Source organism: Pseudomonas thivervalensis, assembly GCF_001269655.1.
GTDB lineage: Bacteria > Pseudomonadota > Gammaproteobacteria > Pseudomonadales > Pseudomonadaceae > Aquipseudomonas > Aquipseudomonas thivervalensis.
Genome location: NZ_LHVE01000001.1, coordinates 32,125 through 51,608, shown reverse-complemented (window position 1 = coordinate 51,608; position 19,484 = coordinate 32,125). Strand labels below are relative to the sequence as shown.

The 19,484-nt window shown below is 62.0% G+C and carries 15 protein-coding genes; 10 read left to right on the top strand and 5 right to left on the bottom strand.

Features of this window, described 5'->3' with window-relative positions:
* Positions 1–3: 3 nt before the first annotated feature.
* Positions 4–627 carry a cysteine protease LapG gene (gene lapG / locus AD659_RS00215; protein ID WP_408003321.1) on the bottom strand — a complete coding sequence of 208 codons (624 nt, stop codon included), beginning with the start codon at positions 625–627 and terminating at the stop codon, positions 4–6.
* 269 nt (positions 628–896) lie between these two features.
* Here lapG and AD659_RS00210 point away from each other — a divergent pair, with 269 nt between their 5' ends.
* The 5 genes from AD659_RS00210 (at position 897) to AD659_RS00190 (ending at position 7,938) form a co-directional block, all read left to right on the top strand.
* The gene (locus AD659_RS00210) at positions 897–1,589 is read left to right on the top strand and encodes a GntR family transcriptional regulator (RefSeq protein WP_053118165.1); all 693 of its coding nucleotides are present in this window, start codon (positions 897–899) and stop codon (positions 1,587–1,589) included.
* 685 nt (positions 1,590–2,274) lie between these two features.
* Positions 2,275–3,051 (top strand): DUF3050 domain-containing protein, encoded by a 777-nt coding sequence (locus tag AD659_RS00205; RefSeq protein ID WP_053117161.1) that lies wholly within the window; start codon positions 2,275–2,277, stop codon positions 3,049–3,051.
* The gene (locus tag AD659_RS00200; protein WP_053117159.1) at positions 3,048–3,980 is read left to right on the top strand and encodes a diiron oxygenase; all 933 of its coding nucleotides are present in this window, start codon (positions 3,048–3,050) and stop codon (positions 3,978–3,980) included. Before AD659_RS00205 ends, AD659_RS00200 begins: the two co-directional genes overlap by 4 nt.
* Before the next feature lie 10 nt (positions 3,981–3,990).
* A complete protein-coding gene (locus tag AD659_RS00195; protein ID WP_053117157.1) occupies positions 3,991–7,440 on the top strand; it encodes a non-ribosomal peptide synthetase in 3,450 nt (1,149 codons plus the stop codon).
* Between the two features lie 33 nt (positions 7,441–7,473).
* Complete coding sequence (locus tag AD659_RS00190) at positions 7,474–7,938, top strand: SRPBCC family protein (RefSeq protein ID WP_053117156.1); 465 nt, start codon at positions 7,474–7,476, stop codon at positions 7,936–7,938.
* Between the two features lie 235 nt (positions 7,939–8,173).
* Here AD659_RS00190 and AD659_RS00185 read toward each other — a convergent pair whose 3' ends face one another.
* Positions 8,174–10,054, bottom strand: coding sequence for a methyl-accepting chemotaxis protein (locus AD659_RS00185; protein WP_053117154.1), 1,881 nt, complete (start codon positions 10,052–10,054; stop codon positions 8,174–8,176).
* A 251-nt stretch (positions 10,055–10,305) separates the two neighbouring features.
* On the opposite strand from AD659_RS00185, the gene AD659_RS00180 reads away from it, so the two are divergent.
* The 3 genes from AD659_RS00180 (at position 10,306) to AD659_RS00170 (ending at position 14,387) form a co-directional block, all read left to right on the top strand.
* Complete coding sequence (locus AD659_RS00180; RefSeq protein ID WP_053117152.1) at positions 10,306–10,806, top strand: sigma-70 family RNA polymerase sigma factor; 501 nt, start codon at positions 10,306–10,308, stop codon at positions 10,804–10,806.
* On the top strand, positions 10,796–11,797 hold the full coding sequence (locus AD659_RS00175; RefSeq protein ID WP_053117150.1) for a FecR domain-containing protein: 1,002 nt from the start codon (positions 10,796–10,798) through the stop codon (positions 11,795–11,797). Before AD659_RS00180 ends, AD659_RS00175 begins: the two co-directional genes overlap by 11 nt.
* A gap of 85 nt (positions 11,798–11,882) precedes the next feature.
* Positions 11,883–14,387 carry a TonB-dependent siderophore receptor gene (locus tag AD659_RS00170; protein WP_053117148.1) on the top strand — a complete coding sequence of 835 codons (2,505 nt, stop codon included), beginning with the start codon at positions 11,883–11,885 and terminating at the stop codon, positions 14,385–14,387.
* A 174-nt stretch (positions 14,388–14,561) separates the two neighbouring features.
* On the opposite strand, the gene AD659_RS00165 is transcribed toward AD659_RS00170, so the two are convergent.
* A complete protein-coding gene (locus AD659_RS00165; protein WP_053117146.1) occupies positions 14,562–15,626 on the bottom strand; it encodes a fatty acid desaturase in 1,065 nt (354 codons plus the stop codon).
* Between the two features lie 100 nt (positions 15,627–15,726).
* Here AD659_RS00165 and AD659_RS00160 point away from each other — a divergent pair, with 100 nt between their 5' ends.
* Positions 15,727–16,731, top strand: coding sequence for an AraC family transcriptional regulator (locus AD659_RS00160; protein WP_053117144.1), 1,005 nt, complete (start codon positions 15,727–15,729; stop codon positions 16,729–16,731).
* 276 nt (positions 16,732–17,007) lie between these two features.
* On the opposite strand, the gene AD659_RS00155 is transcribed toward AD659_RS00160, so the two are convergent.
* Complete coding sequence (locus tag AD659_RS00155; protein ID WP_053117142.1) at positions 17,008–17,694, bottom strand: Crp/Fnr family transcriptional regulator; 687 nt, start codon at positions 17,692–17,694, stop codon at positions 17,008–17,010.
* A gap of 87 nt (positions 17,695–17,781) precedes the next feature.
* Here AD659_RS00155 and AD659_RS00150 point away from each other — a divergent pair, with 87 nt between their 5' ends.
* Positions 17,782–18,306: an Mpo1 family 2-hydroxy fatty acid dioxygenase gene (locus tag AD659_RS00150; RefSeq protein ID WP_053117140.1), complete on the top strand. Its 525-nt coding sequence runs from the start codon at positions 17,782–17,784 to the stop codon at positions 18,304–18,306.
* A gap of 188 nt (positions 18,307–18,494) precedes the next feature.
* Here the strand turns inward: AD659_RS00150 and AD659_RS00145 are convergent, their stop codons facing one another.
* Positions 18,495–19,484: a sulfate/molybdate ABC transporter ATP-binding protein gene (locus AD659_RS00145; protein WP_003196507.1), complete on the bottom strand. Its 990-nt coding sequence runs from the start codon at positions 19,482–19,484 to the stop codon at positions 18,495–18,497.

Below are 19,484 nucleotides of genomic sequence, written 5' to 3'. Positions count from 1 at the left end.
CTCCTAGTTAGTCGTCTCGACCGGAAAACCTTCGGCCTGCATTTTCTTCAACACATCCTGCCACCGGGACAGGCGCTTGGTGTCACCCACTTTCTTGTTGCCCTTGGCGCCCGGCAGCCACAGTCCTTCGGCATTGAAAGAGTAGACCGGGAGCAAGTCGGTTCGCTGGCTGGCCGGCTGGATACCGTCGATCAGGCTGTCGAGTACCAGCGGCATCGCCTCGGGCGTGGCGTAATAGGTGAGCACCATGTGTGCTCGGTTCTGCCGCAACGCCTTGACGTAGGTGATGCGCAGCTTGTCACTGGACACCCCGAGATGACGCAGACTGAAATACTTGGCGATGGCGTAGTCTTCACAATCGCCGGCGCCCTTCCACAAGGCCTGGATCGGGGTTTCCCAATAGTCGACCTCACGCCACAGGTCGATGTCTTCCACATAGCGCACCTGTTTGTTGAAAAACAGGTTCACCACCTTGAGCTGTTCCAGTTCCGGGATCTGTTTCTGGGTCGCCAGCAGTTGCTGCCACGCGTCGATCCGTTGCTGCCCTTCGCCCAAGGGGCCATATAACGCTTGCGCCCGCCGGCTGATCTGCGCAAAGTCCCAGTCGGCTTGCAGACCGCCCAGCATCAGGCCGGCCAGCAGCAATGCCGAACACAGCCAGCGCAAGGACCTGAGGACTGGGAAAGGTGCAGCCAAGGGAAATACGTCCGAAAAGGGCCGTTGGAAATTCGTTGGATGGTGAAGCCTGGCCCGGTAAAAAACAATGGCAGGTTGCAATCACCGCAAGCAGACTAAACTTTAGTTCAGGAACGGCGGCCGCAAGATTTTGACGGCTTGGCAATCTGTAACTAATGTTGGCCTGGATCCAATTTCGTTACTACCAGTCAGGTGTTGTCGTGACACAGAAGCCCAAACCGCTAAGCACCATCCAAGTCAACGGGCCCATCCCCGCAGACCGGGCGCGCTCGATCATCGAAGAGTCTCTGCGCGAGGCCATTCTCGACGGCCGCCTGCCTTGCGGAACCGCCCTGCGCCAGCAGGAACTGGCCGACCTGTTCGGCGTGAGCCGCATGCCGGTGCGCGAAGCGTTGCGCCAGCTTGAAGCGCAATCGCTGCTCAACGTGGTTCAGCACAAGGGCGCCGTGGTGGCGCCGTTGATCACCAACAATGCGGTAGAAACCTACGCCCTGCGTTCGGTCCTGGAATCGTTCGCCTTGCGCCTGTCCATCCCGCTGCTCGAGGAACGCGACCTGGCATTGGCCGCCCAATACATCGAACAGCTGGAAACGGAAAGCAATCATGCCGAGATCGGCAAGCTCAACCGACTGTTCCATATGTCGCTTTATCACAAGGCGCCCAACAGCAAGCTGCTGGACCTGATCGAGCGCGAGCTCAATGAGGAAGAGCGCTTCCTGCGCTTTCATCTGTCGTCCATGGGACTGGGCAAGTTGAACCAGAACGATCACCGTGCCCTGCTCGACGCCGCACGAGCCAAAGACATCGATAAAGCGATCGTCTTGCTGGAACTGCACCTGGAAAAAGCCTCCATCACCATGCGTCGGTACCTGGAACAGTCGTCGAAGCTGTGATCCCATGTCGGCGCTCCGTCCGGCGTAAAAATTTCTTACACATCCTTCCGACTCACTTGTCGCCAGCGCGGCGCGGCCTCGCCGTGGCCGCGATTCGTCGCCCCATCAGTTCAATGGCACTGCCATCGATTTGGGCTCACTCTTGCGCTTGTCGATTCAAAACAGACCTGAAGAAGTCAACGCCTGGCTGAGGCCAGGCGAATCGAAGCCAATACGCAAGGAGCGTCGTCCAACCGGCGGGATGATCGGATGTCCGACCGACGTCCTGCCCATAACATAAAACTTCTTAACTCCCCGATCCCTGAAGTGCTCCGAGTGAGGCATTCACTCGAACTATTCGATTCTGATCTCGCTAAATCGGAAGGAGCTTCTTCGCCCCAATAAAACTTATTAAACAAGTTTTAAAAGCCCTCTTCGCGCCCAATAAAAATACAACTTTAAATAATTAAAAAAGGTACTTGCCACTGACTTGCTCGATGTATTAGTTTTTTATTCGCCGCGTTACTGGCGGCCCTTTCGACTTGTGACAAGCCCAGCAAATACGGGCATCAAAAGCCGAATTAACGATTAAAAGAGAATACTTAGGCCCGTAGAGCAATTCATGGATTCCGGTTCAGGCACCCGCTCGCCTTTATTAACTAACGAGCCGCCTTCCGGACATAACATCATTGATGAGGACGTTCCAATGCAGCCATCCAAAGAACAACTATCTCTGAAAAAGCATGAACTTGGACAGCACCCGGTTTTTTCCGAGATTACATCAATCGATCTGTTACGCCGCTTTATGGAAAGCCATGTCTTTGCCGTCTGGGACTTCATGTCGCTGACCAAACGGCTGCAACGCGAGCTCACCTGTGTCCAACTGCCTTGGCTGCCGCCAGCCGACCCGCATGCGGCGCGCTTGATCAACGAGATCGTGCTGGGGGAAGAGTCGGATGACCGCCCCGGCGCCGGCTACTGCAGCCATTTCGAACTGTACCTGGACGCCATGCGGGAAATCGGTGCCGATACCCGCGCCATCGAACAATTCATCACCCTGCAGCAGGAAGGCGTCAGCCCCGAGACCGCGCTGGACAGTGTCGAGGTCGAACCGGCAGCGGCGCGGTTCGTCCGCCAGACCTTGCACACCGCCCTGCACGCCCCGGCCCACAGCGTGGCCGCCGCGTTCGTGCATGGTCGCGAGAGTGTCATCCCGCAAATGTTCCAGCGCATGTTGGACGCCTGGGGCATTGGCCTGGATCAGGCACCGACCTTTCGTTACTACCTGCAACGGCACATCGAAGTGGATTCCGAGGACCACGGGCCAGCGGCAGAAAAGCTGTTGGCTCGACTGATCAACGGTGACCCGCAGCGCGAAACCGAAGTGCTGGCCGCCGCGCTCGCCGCCGTCCACAGCCGCGCGGCCTTGTGGGATGGCCTGCGCGAGAGCATGGCCCAACCGGTTGCGCAGGTGATGCCATGAACGCCATCCCCTACCAATCCTTCGCCGACGCCTGGGAAAGCCGCGCCACGATCCGTACCCGACCACGGCGCCGGGTCGAAGACGACGACAAGTTGATCTTCCCCATGAGCCGCCAGCCGCTGGTGCACAGCCAGACTTTCCTCAGCCACTGTCCGCAACTGCGCGACTTCGTGCTGGTGCAGAGCCTCTACAAGTTCATCAACGACGTGGTGATTTTCGAGACCGAACTGGTGGACCACACCGCCCGGCGCATCGCCAAGAACCGCTTCGGCATCGAATTCCCGTTCGCCTGCCGCTACGACGCGATGACGGTGGTGGTGGACGAGGATTACCACGCGCTGGTGGCGATGGACTTCATGCAGCAGACCATCGACATGACCGGCATCGATCCCATCCCGTTGCCTGGGCAGATCGAGCTCAGCCGCGCCATACCGGCGACCCTGGCCCAGGCGCCGGAGCATTTGCTCAGCGCCGTAGAGTTGATCTGCATCGCCATTGCCGAGAACACCGTGACCAACGAAGTGGCCGCCTTCGCCCGGGACGACTCGGTCAAGGCCTCGATCAAGGGGTTGATGGCCGATCACTTGCTCGACGAGGGCCGGCATTCCGGTTTCTGGACGCGGCTGGTGCAGATCTACTGGCGCACCGCGCCCGAAGAGGACCGTGCGGCAATCGCGCGCTTGATGCCCGGTTTCATCGCCCAGTACCTGGCGAGCGACCTGCAACAAGCGTTCGATTTCGAGCTGATCGCGCACCTGCCCGTCGACGAATCGGTGCGCCAGTCGTTGCGTGAGGACGCCAGTGCGCTGGCCTATCCCATCAATCGTTTTCACCCTTTGGTGGGCAACATCACGCGTTTTTTCCGCGGCAGTTCGATGCTCGCGTCTCCCTGCGTACGCGACGCCCTCGCTGATTACCTGACCCCATGAGGACCTTCCGATGAGACGCCTCGACATTGCAGTGCCTGGCACCAGCCAGGCCATGGCCGAACTGGCCCGGGAATTGGAGCAGCACGGTCACGCGGTGGTCGACCTGCAATCGCCGGTCGACCTGTTGATCGACGACGGCACGACACCACAAGCCAATGAAGCCCGTTCATGTCTCCAGATCCGCGTGGCGCTGCGCACGCTGCCCGGCGAGGCATTGCCGCAACCGGTGCTGTTCTTTCACGACGGTGCGCAGCGGCTGTTGTGCCAGGAGACGATCGCGCCGCAACGCGATGGCAACGGTCAGTCCTTGCGCCTGCGTACGTTGGCGACGCTGGTCGAAACCGGCGCACGACTGGTCAGCCAGTTGTCCCGGGAGGAGACCTGCTTCGAGCACTGGCCGACGGTACACGCTGACGCTGCCGACCAACCGCTGCTCGGGCTCGATGCGCTGGAGCCATTGGCCTTCGAGCACGGCCTCAACCGGCCGCCGGTGCCCTGGCTGCTGGCCGCCGCCGACGTGCCGGTGATGCACAGCATCGAACAGCGCCTGCTCGATGATGCGACGCAACCGGCCCTGTGGGTCGATGGGCAATTCATCGACTACAAATCCTTGCGCGACCTGGCGCTGAGGTTGCAGCAGTCGATGTTGAAAATATTGCACCGAGCAGAACATGAAAAAGGCTTTGCTGGAGAGCCTTCCTCCCACAAGCCTTCCCACAAAGTGATCGGTGTGTGCCTGCCCAAGTCCGCACACCTGTATGCGGCGATCCTGGCGGTGCTGGGTTGCGGCGCGGTGTACCTGCCGCTGGACCCGCAGCACCCGGCGCAACGTCGGCGCTTTATCCTGGAAAATGCCCAGGCCGACCTGCTGCTGCACGACGGCGACAGCGACCTCGGCGACCTCTCGCTGCCCACGCTGAATGTCCAGCAACTGCCAGCGCCCAAGCCCGGCATCCCGGCCTCGCTGATCCGTCGTAGGGTAGACAGCGACGAAGCGGCCGTGGCGATCTACACCTCCGGCACCACCGGCCAGCCCAAAGGCGTGTTGCTCAGCCACCGCAACCTCAGCCATTTCTGTGCCTGGTACGGCGACTACGTCGGGTTGCAGCGCGACAGTCGGGCGTTGCAGTTTTCCACCATCAACTTTGACGCGTCGCTGCTGGATATCCTGCCGACCTTCATCCACGGCGCCTTGCTGGTGGTGCCCAGCGAAGACCAGCGCCGCGATCCGCAGCAACTGGTCACGTTGATTCACCAACAGCGCGTCAGCCACGCCTTCCTGCCGCCTGCGCTGCTGAGCGTCATGCCCTTGGAGACGCCGTTGGGCCTGGCGCACCTGATCACCGGCGGCGATGTCTGCGAGCCGTTCGTGATCGAACAGCTCGCACCCCAATGCCACTTCCACAACATCTACGGCCCGACCGAAACCACGGTGTTGGCGACCACGCGGCGCTTCGGCGTCGGCGACAACAACCGCAACCTCGGCGTGCCCATCGCCAACGGTCGGGTGTTGATCCTGGACGAACAACGGCAACCGGTTCCTCAGGGTGTCCCGGGCGAGCTGTACATCGCCGGCCCTGGCGTCGGCCTGGGTTATCTGAACGACCCGACGCTGACCGCGACGCGTTACCTCGATCTGACGCTGCCCACCGGGCAAGCGCTGCGGGTCTATCGCACCGGCGACATCGGCCAGTGGACCGACAACGGCATCGAACTGTGTGGCCGCCGCGATAACCAGGTGAAGATCCGCGGTTTTCGAGTCGAACCCGAGGAAATCGAACACTGCCTGCGGGAAAGCCAGTTGTTTCGCCAGGTGGCGGTGGGGGTCGATGAGCGGCGGCGGATCCTGGCGTTCCTGGTTCATCCCGAGCATGAACACCCCGGCACCGCGCTCCAGGCACTGCGCGAGCACGTGCAGAACAGCTTGCCCAGCTACATGCACCCGGCGGCCTACGTCGAACTGCCCAGCCTGCCCTACACCAGCAACGGCAAGGTCGATCGCCGGGCGTTGCTCGCCATGGCGGTGCAGGTGCAGGTCGACGGCCAGCGCCGCCAGCCGCAGAACGCCGTGGAAACGCAACTGCAGCAACTGTGGGCCGAGCTGCTTGAGTTGCCGGTCGAAGACATTGCCACTGACGAAAGCTTCTTCAACCTCGGCGGGCATTCGATCCTGCTGTCGCGACTGCTGCTGAGCATCCGCCAGACGTTCGGCCGCAGCCTGTCGATCAACCGTTTCATCGAAGCGCCGACGCTGATGACCTTGGCGAAGTTGCTGGACGACCCGGACCACAGCAGCGCATCGGTCCTCAGCCCCCAGGCCTTCATCGATGCCGAGGCCGAGCTCAACCTCGATCCGCTGCCCATCAGCCAATGCGGTGATGTACACAAGGTGGTGGTGACCGGCGCCAACAGCTTTCTCGGCGTGCACATCGTCGAAGCGCTGCTGGCCTGGGGCGCCACCGAAGTCGCCTGCCTGGTGCGCGCGAGCGCTGAGCAGAGCGCAGCCGAACGTTTCTCCCAAGCCCTGCGGGACAATCACTTGACCCACCTCGACCTGGACCGCGTCAGCGTCTATGCCGCCGACATCACCCAAGCGCAATTAGGCTTGCCGGACGACGTCTACGCCCGCATCGACCGCACCTTCGGCGCACTGGTGCACAACGCGGCCCACGTCAACCATGTGCTCGACTACGAGTCCCTGGCGCGGGACAACGTGGAACCGATTTTCGAGTGCCTGCGCCTGTGTGAAGGGCGCAGCAAGAAGATCTTCAATTTCGTCTCCACACTGTCCGCCTCCAGTGCCCTGGATGCCGAAGGCCAGGTGCTGGAACAGCCCGCCGCGAAGACGCCGCCGATCTACATCAAGAACGGCTACAACCTGTCCAAATGGGTCGGCGAACGGATCCTGCAACGGGCCAGGGATCGCGGGGTGTGGGTCAATCTGTTCCGCCCCGGCAACATCAGCTTCAACAGCCTGACCGGGGTCTGCCAGCCCCACAAGAATCGCTTGATGCTGATGCTCAAGGGCTCGATCCAGCTCGGCCAGGTGCCGGAACTGTCGCTCAATTTCGACCTGATGCCGGTGGACTTCCTGGCCCGCTTCATCGCCTTCCACGCCAGCCGCTACCAGCCCAGCCAAGCGGTGTTCAACCTGCACAACCCGCAACCGTTGAGCTGGGACGCTTATGTGGCGTCGTTCCGCGACAGCGGCCGGGAGTTTTCGCTGGTCAGCGTCGCCGAGTGGCAACGGCAATTGGCTCGGGTCGATGCCGACAATGCGCTGTTTGGCGTACTGGGTTTCTACCTCAACGGCTTCGAGGAAGACATCGGCGATATCTCGCTGATCAGCCACGACAACGCCCGCGCCGGCGTGCGGCAGATGGGCGCGAGCTACCCGGAAAAATCCCCGGCCCTGCTACGTCGCGGCGCCGATTACCTCAAGGCCATCGATTTCATCTGAAACACCCTCAACCCAAAAGCAAGGAGCAAGACCATGAGTGCATTTCAACCCGACACCCTGATCAAGAACCCCCACGCCTGCCAGGTCGAAACCTCGGTGGAGGTCGCGGCCGACGCGGCGCGCGTCTGGGACGTGGTGGGTGATTTTGGCGGATTCGACCGTTTCATCCCGGCGCTGGAGCGCATTGAAATGACCGGCAAGGGCGTGAGGTCTCTGCGCAAGAAGTTCTTCCGCGACGGGGAAAACCTGGTAGTGGAACAGCTCAACAGCCGCGACGACCAGGCCATGCACATGACCTGGACGCTGATCTACAACACCCTGGGCATCGACAACCTGTGGGCGGCCATGCGCGTCGAACCCCTGGCGGACAACCGCTGCCGCGCCACCTGGACCATCATCGCCGACCACACCGATGCCCATACGCCGTCAGGCTTCAGGGATTTCCTCCAGGGCTTCGCCGATGCAGCGATGGAGAATGTGCAGGGGATGTTCAAGTAAGCGCCAATCCCTTATGGGAGCGGGCTTGCTCGCGAAAGCGGTGGGTCAGTCAACCCAGCACCCGTGGCGAGGGAGCTTGCTCCCGCTCGGTTCTGTAGGAGCTGGCGAAGCCTGCGATCTTTTGATCTTTCGCTCCAGGCTCAATTGGCAGTGAAAAGATCGCAGCCTCGCTTCGCTCGTCAGCTCCTACAGATCCTGCGGGAGCAAGCTCCCTCGCCACAGGGGATTGGGTCGGTCAGATCTTGAAGCTGTCCACCAGTTGCTTCAACCGGTTGGCCTGTTGGGACAAGGCGTCGCAATCCTTCAGGGTTTCATTGAGGTTGGCGACGCTTTGCTGGTTCAGCAGGTTGATGTGGCTGACGTCCATGTTGAGGGTTTCGACCACGGCGGTCTGTTCTTCGGTCGCGGCAGCGACCGACTGGTTCATGCCGTCGATCTCGCCGATGCGCTGCGTCACGCTGACCAGTCGCAGGCCAGCCTGGTTGGCCACTTCCACGCTTTCTTCGCTGGAGGTCTGGCTGGCGTTCATCGTGGTCACCGCTTCACGAGAGCCAACTTGCAGCGAGGTGATCATCTTGTGGATTTCTTCCGCCGACTCCTGGGTGCGATGCGCCAGGTTTCGCACTTCATCGGCCACCACCGCAAACCCGCGTCCGGCTTCACCGGCACGGGCCGCTTCGATGGCCGCGTTCAGGGCCAGCAGGTTGGTTTGCTGGGAGATACCCTTGATCACGTCCAGGATGTGGCCGATGTTGTCGGTGCTGGCGTTCAGGGTTTCGATCTGGGTGCACGAGAGGCTGATCTTCTGCGACAGCTCGGTCATGGCCTGGATGGTTTTCTCCACCACCTGGCGACCGTCATCGGCCTGTTCGCTGGCACCGCTGGCCTGTTGCGAAGCATCGGCGGCATTGCGAGCGATTTCCTGGGTCGCGGCGCCCAACTGGTTGATGGCCGCCGCCACACTGTTGGTACGGGCGCTCTGTTCATCCGAGCCGACCAGCGAAGCGTTGGACGAAGTCATCACCCGTTGCGACAGGTCATGCACCTGGCGAGTCGCGGAAGATACTTCCGCGATCGAGGCGTGAATCCGCTCCACGAACTGGTTGAACGAACCACCCAACACCGCGAACTCATCCTTGCCCTGCACCACCAAGCGCCGGGTCAAGTCGCCTTCGCCCTGAGCAATGTCCTGCATGGCGCGGCCCATGGTGGTCAACGGACGCATCAGCACCTGGATCAGCAGGCTCAGCAGCAAGGCAATGGCGGCCACCGCAACGAACATCGCAATCAGCGCCGACGTACGGAACTGGCTCAACGGCGCGTAGGCCTTGGCCTTGTCGATCGACAGGCCGATGTACCACTCGGCGTTCGGCAGGCCGGTCACCGGGGTGAACGAAAGGATGCGGTCCTGCCCGTTCAACTCAACGTCCTGGATACCCTTGCCAATGCGCACCGGGGTGCCGGGGTAGATGTCCTTGAGGTTTTTCATCACGTGATCCTTGTCCGGGCTGACGATCACCTGACCGTCACCGCTGACCAGGAACGCATGGCCGATACCACCGAAGTCTACGGAGTTGATGATTTTCACCAAGGTTTCCAGGCTCAAGTCGCCGCCCACCACGCCGAGCAGTTCGCCGTTGTGCTTCACCGGCAGGGCAACGGTCACCACCAGGCCACCCACCGCCGCCAGGTAAGGCGGGGTCAGCATGGTTTTATCGGCACTCACCGCCTGTTTGTACCAGGGGCGCTGACGCGGGTCGTAACCATCAGGCATTTTGGCGTCCGGGCGCTGGGTGAAGACACCGTTGGCCTGGCCCACATAAGTGAACTGGAAGTTCGACGTCAGCGCTGGCTGATCCACCAGCCCCGGCAGATCGGCCGCAGCGCCCTGATGCGCGATGTTTTGCGCCAGGTTTTCCAGTACCAGGATCCGCCCACTCATCCAGTTCTGGATGCTGCTGGCCGTCAGGTCACCGGATTGCTCAATGGACGACTCAAGGCTGCTGCCAATGGTGTTGCGCTGCAAATAATCGTTGTAGAGCGTGAACAGGGCAAAAGCCAGAACCACCACACCAGAGGCGGCCAGAAGGATTTTGTGGCTGAACTTTAGATTCATTGATGGGGCTTCTTATGCAAGGAGTGGGGGTGCATTCCAGGTTGCAACGTCCATATAACAGCGCGGGCGGTTGTCACTTCGCTCCACTTTGGTGCACACGTACAAGTCTGTCGGCAAATCTGTACAAATAATTAGGGGAATAAAGAAATAGGCGACGGGAGGACACGGCGGGCGAACGGTGGTTGCAAATTCGCCGACGGCTGATGACAATGCGACCTATTATCATTTGTAACATCCAGGCCGTCGTGTCCATGTCATCTCCCGAGTTTGCAGTACAGGCGCTCTATAGCCAGCACCACGGTTGGCTCAACACATGGCTGCGCACCCGGCTGGGCAACGCCGCCGATGCGGCGGACCTGGCCCAAGACACTTTCTTGCGCCTGTTGCAGCGTAGCGAACGCCCGGAGCTTCGGGCCCCACGCGCCTTTTTGCGCACCATCGCCCAGGGCCTGGTGATCGACCATTGGCGGCGAGAAGAAATCGAACGTGCCTATCTCCAAACCATAGCTCACTTGCCGGAAGCCGAAACCCCTGGCGCCGAAGCCCAGGCCTTGATCCTGGAACTGCTCGAAGCCATTGCCAGGATGCTCGAAGGCCTCAAGCCGAAAGTGCGCAAGGCCTTCCTATTGGCCCAGTGCGAGGGCCTGACGTACAAGCAGATTGCCGAGCAGATGGGCATCTCGTTGCGCTCGGTGGAGCGCTACGTCGCCGATGCGCTGTACCACTGCTATGTGTTGCGCTATGAAAGCTGAGCCGGCGGATCATTTACAGAGCCGCCGCAACGGCCCGTCGCAACAGGTGGTCAGGCAGGCGATCAACTGGCTGCTGCGCCTGCGCAACCACACCACCCACCCCAGCCTGCGCCAACAGTGCGACACCTGGCGCGCCGCTCACCCTGAGCACGAACTGGCCTGGCAACGGGTGCAATCGCTGCACAGCGAATTGACCTCGAACCTGCGGGCCGTGCCCGGGGCCCACATCGCCTTGGATACCCTGGAAAACAGTGCCCAGCGCCTCAGTCGTCGCCAGGCCCTGAAGTTGCTGTCAGGCGTCGCCCTGGTGGGTGGCGCGACATGGCTGGGCAAGGATCTGGGCTGGCAGGCGTGGAACGCCGATTTCGCCACCGCCACCGGTGAACGCCGAGGCTTCCAGTTGCCGGACGGCACGCGACTCGAACTCAATACCCACAGCGCCGCCGACCTGGACTTCAGCGCCCGGCAGCGCCTGATTACCTTGGCCCGCGGCGAAATCATGGTCACCTGTGGCCGTGATCCGGGGCGCCCGCTGCTGGTACAAAGCCGGCATGGCCTGTTCGAAGGACTGGAGGGGCGTTTCGTCGTGCGCCAGGACAGCGATTGCACACGGCTGAGTGTCACCAGCGGACGGGTGGTTATCCGTTCGCACCCCAACAGCGATGGCTCGCCCCTCCAGGTCGAGGCCGGGCAAAGCTATCGGGTCAGCGCATCGACAGCGACCCTGGCGCCACCGCTGGACATGGACGCAGGCGCCTGGGCCGATGGCTTGATCGTCACGCGCAACATGCGCCTGGAAGACTTTCTCAACGAAGTGGGACGCTACCGCCCAGGCTATTTGAAATGCGCAGCGTCGATTGCCGACCTGCGCTTGTCAGGGGTTTTCCGCCTGGAGGATACCGACAAATTGCTCGCCGTCCTGCCCCGCACGCTCCCCGTGCAGATCCGCTATCGAACCCGTTGGTGGATCACGGTAGAACGCCAGGCCTGATTTTTTTTGGCGGGTTTCAGGCCGGCGTCCGGCTAGGACAGTAAGCAACCCTTATCTGCCTTCAGCGACTCCAACGGAACCTACAATGACTGAGCGCGTACTTCTCAAGAACCCCTTCGGCTTCTCTTCGCAACCGGGCCTGTTGCGCCAGGCCATTCATGCCGCGCTGTTCTCCACGGCATTGGGGGTCAGCGTCGTGCCGATGCTCGCAGTGGCCGCACAAAACGGCGTGACCGCCAGCCGCCAGAGCTACAACATCGCTCCCGGCCCGCTGAGCGATGTGCTGAACCAGTTCGCCCGCCAGGCCGGGATCACCCTGGCCAGCACCCCGGCGCAAACCGGCGGCGTCCAGTCTCCGGGGCTCAAGGGCGAGTACTCCCCCGACCAGGCCCTGAGCCAGTTGCTCAGCGGCTCGGGACTGGTTGCCGTCAGCCAGGATGGCAGCAGCTACGTGCTGCAAACCGAGACCGCTGGCAGCACACTGGAACTGCCGAGCACCGACATCAAGGGCTTCGCCCTGGGTAACGCGTTGGGCAGCATGGAAGGCTACAACGCCACCCACAGCCAGGTCGCCACCAAGACCAGTACCGCCCTGCGAGAAACCTCCCAGAGCGTGTCGGTGGTCACCCGCGAGCAAATGGACGACCAGGGCGCGCAAACCGTCTCCCAGGCCATGCGCTACACCCCCGGTGTACTGACCAACCCCTACGGCGCCACCCACCGCTATGACTACGTGGCGATGCGCGGCTTCAACGACGGCTCGGTGGATAACATCTACCTCGACGGCCTCAAGTCCATGGGCGACAGCGGCACTTACAGCTCCATCCAGGTCGATCCGTACTTCCTGGAGCGGGTCGATATCCTCAAAGGCCCGTCGTCGGTGCTCTACGGTCGCAGTTCGCCCGGCGGCCTGGTGGCGCTGACCAGCAAAAAGCCGCTGTACGAGGCCTATCACCAGATCCAGGCCACGGTCGGCACCCAGGGCCAACGCGGCATGGGCTTCGATTTCAGCGGCCCGGTGGATGACGACAAACGCATCACCTATCGCCTGATCGGTCTGGCGGATACCTCCGACACCCAGTTCGATCACAACAAGGAAAAGCGCTTCGCCCTCGCGCCGACAGTAAACATCGACTTCAGCGAAGACACCTCGCTGACGCTCCAGGCCTACCTGCAGCATGACCCCGACGGCGGCTACCACGGTGGCATGCCGGCCGCCGGCACCTTGCACCAACGCAACGGCCGACGGATTTCAGAGAATTTCTTCGAAGGCGAGCCGGGCGTCGACGGTTACGAACGCGACCAACAGTCGTTCGGCTACCAGTTCGAACACCGCTTCAACGATGTCTTCACCGCCCGGCAGAACTTCCGCTACCTGGACTCCGACGTCACCAACGATCAGGTCTATGCCTACGACTGGACCACGCCCACCAGCAACGAGCTGAACCGCTACTACACCGGCGCCGAAGAAAAGCTCCACGCTTTCATCGTCGACAACATGCTGCAGGCTGAATTCTTTACCGGCGCGACCCAGCACACCGTGCTGATGGGGGCCGACTACCAGCGGCGCAAAACCGTGGTCGACTGGACCAGCGGCAGCCTGGCTCCGATCAACGCCTTCGACCCGGTCTATGGCAACTCGGCCATCACCTACTTCAGCCCCACCAGCTACCTGCGGCGCCTGGAGCAGACCGGTGTCTACCTGCAAGACCTGATCGAAATGGACAAGTGGCGTTTCTCCCTCGGTCTGCGCCAGGACTGGGTCCAAACCTCGGATGAGAACCGCATCGCTGAGTCCGGTCGCCCGGAGGGCACCGAGATCAACGACAAACGCACCAAGCTCACTGGCCGCGCCGGCGCGCTGTATCTGTTCGACAACGGCCTGGCGCCGTACATCAGCTACTCCGAGTCGTTCAACCCGAACTCCTACGCCGACAGCGCCGGCAATCCACTGGCGCCCACCGATGGCAAGCAATGGGAACTGGGCCTGAAGTACCAGCCGCCGGGCACGGATGACTTGTACACCGCCTCGCTGTTCCGCATCGACCAGGAAAACCTCGCGACCAAATTGCCCCAGGAAAACTTCTACCGGGCCGTCGGTGCCGTCCGCTCGCAGGGCCTGGAACTGGAAGCGCACCTGCAGTTGACCGAACAACTCAAAGTGCTGGGCAGCTACACCTTCACCGACATCGAATATTCGAAGTCGATGGTCAGCACCCTCAGCACGCCCACCGACGTCATCGAAAACAAAGGCAACTCACCGACCCAGGCTCCGCGCCACATGGCCTCGGTCTGGGCTGACTACAAGTTCGACAGCGGCACACTCGATGGCCTGCGCCTGGGCGGCGGCGTGCGTTATGTCGGCTACAGCTGGGCCGATGCGGAGAACACCATGAAGGTGCCGTCCTACACCTTGTTCGACGCCTCGGTGGGGTATGACCTGGGCAAGGTCGGCTTGAAAGGTGTGGACGTGCGCCTGAACGCGAACAACCTGACCAACGAAACCTACGTCGCCTCGTGCGCCAGCCTGAGCTATTGCTACATGGGCGAAGAACGCAATGTGGCGGCGACGGTGAGTTACCAGTTCTGACCTGTTCCCGGTCTTAACGCATACCATTGTGGCGAGGGAGCTTGCTCCCGCTGGGCTCTGTAGGAGCTGGCGAAGCCTGCGATCTTTTGATCTTGATCTTGATCTTTCGCTTGAGATTCAAGTGTCTGGGGAAAGATCGCAGCCTCGTTGCACTCGTCAGCTCCTACACAGCTCCTACACAGCTCCAGCAGGCCCGGCGGGAGCTTCCTCCCGCACAAACCGATTCGCCCGCCCAAACGTACCGAAATCATTGAACCGCACCCCCATCTCCCGCATCACTTGGTGGGCCACCGGCACCGTCAGTTGGCGAATGTAGAACGGTTCCTTCACCACGAAATGATGAATGCCATGGCTGCTGCCGAAGTTGAAGCAGAACGCCTGCAACGGCCACAACCACCAAGGGTTGAGCACCTGGGTCTGCTGGATGACATTGCCCGGCTCGATGTCGCCGTAGTAATGCATGTTCGAGCTGACGAAATGCAGGCAAAAGGTGCGCAACACGTTCGGACCGATGATCACCACCGCCGCGATGTCGATCACCTGCATCGTCGCCAGCGTACTGGCCGACCAGTCAATTGAAGTGCCCAGCAGGCTGGCGACACCGTTGGCCCCGTGGAAACCGAGAAACACATACCAGGCGCCCCAGTGCAACAACGCCAGGGGGAAATACACCTTCAGCGTGCGCTTGAGGATGCTGCGCTTGTGTGCCCAAGTCTTGGCCCGCAGCAGACGAATGAAAGCCGACATCACGTTGTCGCCGACCATCAGCAACCGCGCCAGCCCCCAAGGTTCGCCGTTGGTGATGGCCCGCTCCTCCATGTCGGCCTCGCTCCCGGACACCTTGTGATGATTGAGGTGCAGGTGGCGGCGGATCCATGGGTTGATGGTGCTCGGCCGCGCCAGCCAGACCAGGCCCATCATCAGGTTGTGGGGCAGGCGCTGCTTGCGAAAATACATGCTGTGGATCAGGTCGTGTTCCAGCTCATGGGTCAGGGACGCGAAAAACGCGTTGAGCAACAGGCACGCCCAGCCAGCGAGGTCACCGTTGATGTAGAGCAGCGCCGAACCGATCATCCCCGCCAGGGCGAACGCCAGGATGCCCGCGCCCAGCGCATCCTGATGACGCAGGATCGGATAACGCTGGCGCAATTCCTCGCCCCGGGCGAGGACCACCTGGCGAATATGGGCCGATCGCTGTTGTGCATTCAATCGCTCGGGGCTTGCGCAAGTGCCGTGCATGGCTTACATCCTCTGTTGGAGATGTGCTCATCCTGCCGGGCGTTGCCCCACGGGGTGGTAGCCGTAAACGCCAACCTGTTGACCGCAAGCGCCAATCGTCATGACGGAACCGACCTCCCTCGCCAGTTGGACCCGCGCCCTGCGCAAACAGCTCGATGCGCTGGGCCTGGACAGCCATGCCCTGTGCGTCGAGGCCGGCCTCGACCCGCAATGGATGGACGACCCGAACGCCCGCTACCCGCTCTCGGCCACCACGCGCCTGTGGGCATTGGCCGTGCAGGCCAGCGGCGACCCGGCCATCGGTCTGCGGGTGTCGCGCTTCGTCAGCCCCACCACGTTTCACGCACTGGGTTATGCCTTGGTGGCCAGCGGCAGCCTGCGGGAAGTGTTCGAGCGGATCGTGCGCTATCACCCGGTGGTCAGCGATGCGCTGACCCTGCAATTGACCCGGGGCGAAGACCGCTACCGTTTCAGCCTCGATGTACCGGCAGGCCACCCAGCCCCGGCCTTCGAAGCGATTGATGCGTTTGCGGCGATTTACGTGCGCACCTGCCGCAACCGCCTCGGGCGCGATTACGCACCGCTGGCGGTGTACCTGCGACGACCGGAACCGACGGACGCCAGTCCATGGCACAAGGTGTTCCGCTCGCCGGTGCATTTCGGCGCCGCGCAGGATTGCCTGGAATTCAACCTCAGCGACTTCGACAGCCACCTGGACGACGCCAACCCGGAACTGGCCGAGCACAACGAAACGGTGCTCGAACGCACCCTCGCCCAGCTCAAGCCACTGACCTGGGAGCGCAAGGTCCGCGCCGCCATCGAGGCGCAACTGCCCGAAGGCGAACCCAGCGCCGAACGCATCGCCCAGGCCATGCACCTGAGCCTGCGCAGCCTGCAACGGCACCTGGCCGACGAAGGCTGCCGCTTCGACGCCCTGCTCAATGAATGCCGGGAGAATCTCGCGCTGCTGCACCTGCGCGATCCGCAATGTTCGCTGAGCGAAGTCAGTTACCTGCTGGGTTTTGCCGACGCCAGCAGCTTCAGCCGCGCCTTCAAACGCTGGACCGGGATGACGCCGGGGCAGTTCCGGGATGGGTTGCGCTAGGGGTTTGTATTGCACTGGCCCTATCGCGAGCAAGCTCGCTCCCACATTGGGAGCGGTATGAACACGATATATGCGACAACACCAACCCCCTGTGGGAGCGAGCTTGCTCGCGATGGCTTTCGCCCAGACAACCCAAGCCCTGTGGCGAGGGAGCTTGCTCCCGCTCGGCTGCGCAGCAGCCGCAAAACCGGCCTATGCGATCCGCCTGTAGGTTGCTGGGGCCTGCTGCGCAGGCCAGCGGGAGCAAGCTCCCTCGCCACGGATGCCGCGTCGGCTTTAGTTCGTGGTCAGGGCCCGCAGCCGCTCGATGTCGACGATTTCGATCTCGCCATAACCCAAATGCAGAATGCCCTGGGCCTGCAGGTCCTTGAGGATCTGGTTGGTGGTCTGGCGTGACAGCGAGAGCATCAGCGCCAGTTGCTCCTGGGGCAGTTGCAGGACCCGTCGGGCCGGTTCGATTTCGCCGTAGCCTTCGGCAATCATCAGCAGGCGATGGGCCAGGCGGGCCGGGGCGGGCATCAGGCTCAGGTGTTCGAGGTTGATGAACGTCAGGCGCAGTTTGTGGCTCATCAACAAGGCGAGATGCCGCCAATGGATCGGTTGCTCCTGCAGGAAGGCCAGCAACGGCGCCTGGGGCACGTGCAGCAGCGTGCATTGCCCCACCACGACCGCATCATGGGTCCGCGGCTGGCCATCGAACAGGCAGATTTCACCGAACCAGTGAGGCGCCTCCACCACGCTCAGCAACGCCTCCTTGCCCTGTTCGTTCACCGCACCGACGCGCACCGCGCCTTCCAGCACGGCATACAACCCGCAGGGTGGATCGCCGCGCTGGAACAGCCGGTGGCCCGGCGGCAGATGGCGCACCCGCGACATGCCCAGCAGACTATTCTGTAACTCAGCCGGCAGATGGCTGTACCAGTGGCCGGCCATCAGGTGCGAGTGCCAGGGATGCGAATTCATGGAAACTCCGGGACAAGTGTCGGCTAACTGACAGAACGCCGTGTGGTACCCGGGCATCATGCAGGCATCACCTCAGGAGGAACAACAATGAAAAGCCTCGTCGATCATCTCAGTCAATACGCCGCTTATCACCGCGACCCGCGCAACATTGCCAGCCACTTCATTGGGATCCCGCTGATTTTCGTCGCCGTCGCGGTGCTGCTGTCACGGCCCGGCTGGCCAGTGGGCGCGGTGCTGGTGTCGCCGGCGTTGCTGGCGGCGGTGGCCAGTGCCTGGTTCTATCTGCGCCTGGAGTTGCGCCTGGGGGTGTTGATGACGGTGCTGCTGGGCCTGGCGGTCTGGCTGGGCCAGGTGCTTGCCGCACAAAGCACTTGGGTATGGCTGGGCAGTGGCCTGGGAATGTTCGTGGTGGGCTGGGTGATCCAGTTCGTCGGCCACTATTACGAAGGTCGCAAGCCGGCGTTCGTCGATGACCTCAGCGGGCTGATTGTCGGGCCGTTGTTTGTGGTGGTGGAGGCGGGTTTCCTGCTGGGGCTGCGCGGCGAACTGAAGCACGCCATCGAAGAACGCGCCGGCCCCGTGGCCCTGCGCAACCAGCGTTCGGCGGCCTGAAAACAACTACGCCATCCTCTGTGGGAGCGAGCTTGCTCGCGATGGCGTCGGCACAATCAACATCACCGTCAACTGACCCACCGCTTTCGCGAGCAAGCTCGCTCCACATGGATCTCCATAGGTACACAAATAGTGTGTTCACTGAAGTTCCACTGTGGGAGCGAGCCTGCTCGCAATGCTTTTGGCTTTTAAAGGTTGGCGACCTTCTGCCAGACCTTCGGTTTGAAGAACAGCGTCTCGCCCTTCGCCAGGCCCACCAGGCTGTCATGGTCCTTTACCACTTCGGCTTCGATCAGCTCGCTCTGGCCTTCCACCTTCAGGGTCACCCGAGTGGTAGCGCCCAGTGGGCGGATGTCGCGCACCTCGGCGGCGTGGTGGTCTTCCAGCTCCGAGCGCGACAGCGAAACTTCGTGAGGGCGGAACAGCACATGCCGATCCTCCCCCAAGTGCAGGCGGTTCGAGTCGCCGAGGAAGTGGTACACAAAGTCGCTGGCCGGGTTTTCATAGACATCGCCCGGCGAGCCGATCTGCTCGATCACGCCCTTGTTCATCACCACGATGCGGTCGGCGACTTCCATGGCCTCTTCCTGATCGTGGGTCACGAACACCGAAGTCAGGTTGATGTCCTCGTGCAGCCGCGCCAGCCAGCGGCGCAGTTCCTTGCGGACCTTGGCGTCGAGGGCGCCGAACGGCTCGTCCAGCAGCAATACCTTGGGCTCCACCGCCAGGGCGCGGGCCAGGGCGATACGCTGGCGTTGGCCGCCGGACAGCTGCTCGGGGTAGCGGTCGGCGAGCCAGTCCAGTTGCACCATGTTCAGCAGTTCGTGGACCTTGGTCGCGATCTGGCTTTCGTTCGGGCGCTGGTTCTTCGGCTTCATGCGCAGGCCGAAGGCGACGTTGTCGAACACGGTCATGTGGCGGAACAAGGCGTAGTGCTGGAACACGAAACCGACGTTGCGATCCCGCACGTCGTGGCCGGACACGTCCTCGCCATGGAACACGATGCTGCCCTGGTCCGGGGTCTCGAGACCAGCGATGATCCGTAGCAAGGTGGTCTTGCCGCAACCCGACGGCCCCAGCAGCGCCACCAGCTCGCCGCTCTGGATGTCCAGGCTGATCTCGTCCAGGGCCCTGAACGCGTTGAAATTCTTGCTGACGTTACGGACTTCGATCGACAT